Source organism: Armatimonas sp., assembly GCF_031410135.1.
GTDB lineage: Bacteria > Armatimonadota > Armatimonadia > Armatimonadales > Armatimonadaceae > Armatimonas.
In genome coordinates this window covers 1-4814 of sequence record NZ_JANNYP010000653.1, presented here as the reverse complement: position 1 = coordinate 4814, position 4814 = coordinate 1, and the positions used below count along the sequence as shown (strand labels likewise).

The 4814-nt window shown below is 57.9% G+C and carries 2 protein-coding genes and 1 pseudogene; all 3 read right to left on the bottom strand.

Going from position 1 to position 4814, the window contains the following annotated elements:
* Positions 1–464 (bottom strand): annotated as a pseudogene (locus tag RMO15_RS23890) (hypothetical protein); the annotation flags it as partial.
* 66 nt (positions 465–530) lie between these two features.
* On the bottom strand, positions 531–1646 hold the full coding sequence (locus tag RMO15_RS23885; RefSeq protein WP_309718396.1) for a PxKF domain-containing protein: 1116 nt from the start codon (positions 1644–1646) through the stop codon (positions 531–533).
* A 175-nt stretch (positions 1647–1821) separates the two neighbouring features.
* On the bottom strand, positions 1822–4814 hold a 2993-nt coding region (locus tag RMO15_RS23880; protein WP_309718392.1), incomplete at its 5' end, for a tetratricopeptide repeat protein.

The window sequence follows — 4814 nt, the reverse complement described above, 5'->3', positions numbered from 1 at the left end:
GCATCGGCGGAGACGAGAGTCGTTGTCCCCAGCACCCGATCGTGGACAAAGGCATCGTTGGCGCCGTTGGTGTCTCCGGCCGCCAGGTTGGTGGCGTTGGAGCTAAACGAGACATAGCGGCCGTCGGCGCTGATGCTCGGGTTGTTGCTATCTCCGCCCACCGCCTCCGCCCCACCCGTGGCAACGGAAACACGCGTCGTGATGCCCGTTGCCCGGTCATGGACAAAGATGTCGGAGAAGCCATTGTTGTCGTTGCCTACCCCGATGAGATTGGTTGCGACGGAGCGAAACGCGACAACCTGACCATTGCTGCTGAGCTTTGCGCCCGAGTACGGGCTCTCGCCATTGGCCTGCACACCGCCTGTGGCAACAGAGACGCGTGTGGTTGACTGTGCCTGTGCCGCGACGGCTCCCAGAAGGAGCACACCCACAGCGAGTGGTAGAGATCGAACTTGTACTTTCATCGTATCCTCGTTTTCTATCTTGTAGGGCGAGGCGGCGTTTGTCGCCTCCCCGCCCTGAGTAACACGCTATTTTAGCGTAATCCAAACAAAATGTGTACTGCCATCAGACAGCGTGGCGACGAGCTTCCAGGTTCCTTTGGAGAGGAAGCCAGTATCGAGGTTAAAGTGCCACTGATTACCCGTCAGTCGGAACTGATTGCCAACCGTCGCGGCATCGGTGGAAGTGGCGTTGATGGGCGGATTCGACGCGGTTGCACTGGTGTACTTGATGGCTTGCAGCGTGTGAACTCCGGTCAAAATATCGTTCTCGCAACAGAAAGCGCGGAACTTAACGGGAATCGCGCTCCCCAGTTTGCGGCTCATAATGGGATTTGCGTAGCTGCCCCCCGTTGCGTCTGCACCACCGATAGGTGAGAGGAAGCCCTCGAAACCAAGCTGTGTTCCCGAACCTGGTGTGACGACAAACTCAACGCCCGTCGTGTCGAAGTAGTAGCTCCTGTTCGAACCTGCACCAACCGCGATATCCAGCGTGTCTCCGCAGTCAAGTTGTACGGTGCCTGCAGTGGACGCTGTAGCCCGAAAATCATTGATGGAGCCTGACCAGATCGCGGTGCCATTCTTCAAAACATGAATATCGGTCGTGGTGCCGATCCAGTCTACTCCAACAAAACCAGCCGTAAAGTCGTATTGACCACAACAGTCCTCATGAAGATGCTTCACCACAGAGCATGAAAATCTCGGAGCGGAACCCTCAGGGAGGGCTGTCAGGAGGCTATTTTCAAACCAGGGAGCCTTGAATCTCAAGACACTGTATTCGTTGTTCGGCCCAGGATGCATCAGCAACTGGAGTGGCTGCAGTACAACAGTGCTACCATAAATTGTATTATTAGTTACGTTTTTGAACAATGCTGGTGTCAGTGATCCAAAGATGTTCTGCGTCCAAAAATCGACCCCTGGAGTTGCTGAGGGAATGGCATATGCGTTCGGAGAATATGCCCCCCCGAGAGTCATACTGTGGCCATAGCCCCAGACGCCGTTGGGGTTGCCGTTGGTGAGACTGAAATCGCGGCTTGCGTTGTAGTCCGCCAGAGCCTTGCTGGCGGAAGCGGTGAGTAGCACAACGAAAACAAGCAGGAGCTTGAAAAATCGAGCCGCTTGGCTGCCATACCGAAATGTGTTCATGATTCGAAAACCTTTCTTCGCTACGGGCAATAACCTGGTTGCGTAGCGTATGAGGTATTCTAAGCGTCCACTCTCCCAAAACTCTCCCAAGAATTATAAAGTTTGTAATCGCGAGGGGAAAGCCCCAAATAGGGGCATTTTACGAAGCCGCGCCGCCGTTGTTGGAAAACGTGACCTACTCGCTGCTCTCCGCCAGAGCGTAGGCGACGGCATGCTCCAGAGTCATCGCGCGGCCTTCCTGCCACGCGCGGTCGAAGGCTTCATTGTCGCCGAGGGTTTCGCGGGCAATGGAGGCGTGCTTTTCGAAGAATTGTTGGCCTCCAGGGCCGGGGGCAAATTCGTAATCTTCTCGTAGGCGCTCGCCAGCCCCCCAGAGCATCGCGCCACAAATCGGCCCGGCAACGGAAGCAAGGCCTTCCAGACAAAGAATTATAGAAGACCAGAAAGATAGCCCTACAACGAGAGGTAGACACTCCGCGTAGAAGGAACGGGCGGATGCATAATCTCCCTGGCGGATCGCAAGGAGCCCAAGATTCATGAGTATGCCTGCAATTCCGCTCTGAGAGCTGGTCTTGCGTGACATCTCAAGGCTCTCCTCAAAAAGCTCCCGCGCGACAGCATAGTCGCCGCGGTCACTTGCTACGCCTCCCAGATTCATCAACCTCCCGGCAATCCCCCAGGGATCGGCCAGCTCGCGGCAGATTGCCAGGGACTCTCCAAAGAGTTCCCACGCGGCGGCATGGTCGCCCCGGGCACTTGATAGCATGGCAAGGTTGTTCAGCGCGAGATAGGTACCGCGCTTGTCACCGGTTTCTCTATGGAGTGCCAGACTTTCCTCGTAGTGTGTTTGTGCAGTAGGATAGTCACTTTTCCGGTAAGCGAGAATTCCTAATTGATACACAGTGTTAGCGATGCCCCTTAAATACCCAATCTTTCTGGAGATCGCCAAGCTCTCCGCAAAGAGTTCCCGAGCTACAACTGAATCCTTCCTTCCAGCAAGAACCCCCTGGCTGTACAGTCCGTTCGCGATTCCCTGTTGATCTCCTAGCTCCCGGTAGAGCGCCAAGCTCTGCGCACCTAATCTCTCGGCATCAACATAGTCTTCCTTGTAAAAGGCCATGTCGCTTCCCCAGTAAAGAGCTTTTGCGCGGAGTGCTTCGTTCCCCTTCGATTCTTGGGCAAGGACACGCGATATATAGTCCGCTCCTTCGTTATAGTAGCCACGCACACTCCAAAACCGCCCTAAGGCGACGGCGATCCGTAGACCCACTAATCCACTGCCACCCGGTTCGTTACTCCACGTCAGCACGATGCGCAGATTGTCGTGATCCCTCTCCAGTCGCTCTAGCCAGATCGCCTGATCCGCTCCACGCAGAAAGGAATCCGCTACCTCCGCTAACGAAACGAAAAAGCCTGCATGTCGCAACTTCAGTGCTACTAACTCCTCAAGGGAGAGCTGACTCTCTGCATACTCTCGGAGCGTCTCCAACATTTGGAAGCGGATGCTACCCTCGCTCTCCAGCGTCGTGATCAGCGAGCACTCACGCAGCTGTGCTAGCATGTCCAGCGCAAGTGACTCCTCGCAGACAGACTCCGCCGCCTCCAGAGACCACCCACCACGAAAAACACACAGCTGACTGAAGAAGTGCTTAACATCCGGCGTCAACAACCGATAGCTCCAGTCAATCGCAGCTTGAAGCGTCCGCTGGCGCTCCGCAAGACCACGCTTACGGCTCACCAGAAACTCAAAACGATTCCCCAACTGACTCAGCATCTGCGACGGAGAGAGTACCAACGCACGAGCCGCCGCTAGCTCGATAGCAAGAGGAATCCCCTCCAAACGGTCGCACAGCTCCGCAACCGCAGGCGCGTTGCTGTTCGTGATACGAAAGTCTGGCTTGGCTGCCTGAGCACGATCCACAAACAGGCGCACACTCTCAAAAAGACCCAGGCGCTCCGGCGTGTCGCTCCCGTTCGGGGTGGCAAGCGGAGACACCGCGAACTCCAACTCGCCCGGCAAGCCCAAGAGCTGACGTGATGTCACCAGGCAACGCAGCGAGCCAACCTGGCTCACCAGCGACTGCACCAGCTCCGCTCCACCCGCCTCCACCAGCTGCTCGAAGTTGTCTAGGATCAGAAGCGTCGGCTGCTTTTGTAGCACGGTGACTGCCTGCTCCAGCGGCTCCTTACTGCCCGAGAGCGGGATACTTAGCGCCTGCAGGATCGCCGTGGGGATCAGGCTCGCATCGCTCAGATCCGCCAGTGGCACAAACCAGACCGCGCCCGCAAACGACTCGGCAAACCGACCCGCGGCCTCTAGGCTCAGCCGCGTCTTGCCCGTGCCACCCGGGCCGGTCAGGGTCAAGAGCCGGGTCTGGGGCGAGGCGAGCAGCTCCACAAGCTGGGCGATCTCCGTCTCCCGCCCGAAGAAGCGGGTGAACTGCAGCGGCAGGTGCGAGCTATGCGCAGGCGACGCGTTCAGAGGCGGGAACTCCGTAAGTGCCATCTCCGGGTAAGTCACCTGGAAGAGGCGCTCCGGCTCCTGGATATCGCGCAGCCGCCAGATGCCTAGGTCTTTGAGAGTTACCTGCGGCTCCAGATCGCGGCTGAGAAGGTTACTGCTCGCCTCGGAGCAGAGGATCTGACCCCCGTGTGCCGCCGAGAGCATGCGTGCGGCTCGGTGGAGCAGGATGCCGTGGTATTCGCCGCCTGCCAGCTCGACATCTCCGGTATGCAGCGCCATGCGTACCCGTAGCGAACTGATCTCCTCGGGCCATGCCTGCTTCTCCAGAGCACGCTGGCAGGCAATCGCGCAGGCAAGGGCATCACCGACGCTGGCGAAGACAACGAGAAACGAGTCTCCCGCCTCCTTGACCTCGTGTCCCCCACTGCGCCTAAATTCATGGCGCATCAGGGCATGGTGGGTGGCGAGGGCGGCACGGAAGACATCGCCCACTCGCTCCCAGAGTCTTGTGCTGCCCTCGATATCGGTGAAGAGAAAGGTAACCGTGCCGGTGGGAAGTGCACTAGAGGGAGCTACTTGAAGGAGAGCCGTGACGGGAGTGGGAGCCTTGCTGGGAGACTCTCTTTCGCGGAGGGCATTGAGCTGGGTGATTGCCTGCTCACAGCGCTGGCGGATGCGCTCCTGGGCGGGCTCAATCCAGTCCT

Excerpts from the sequence above, each read along its gene's own strand:
- RMO15_RS23885 (WP_309718396.1), bottom strand. The coding sequence starts at position 1,646 with ATGAACACATTTCGGTATGGCAGCCAAGCGGCTCGATTTTTCAAGCTC.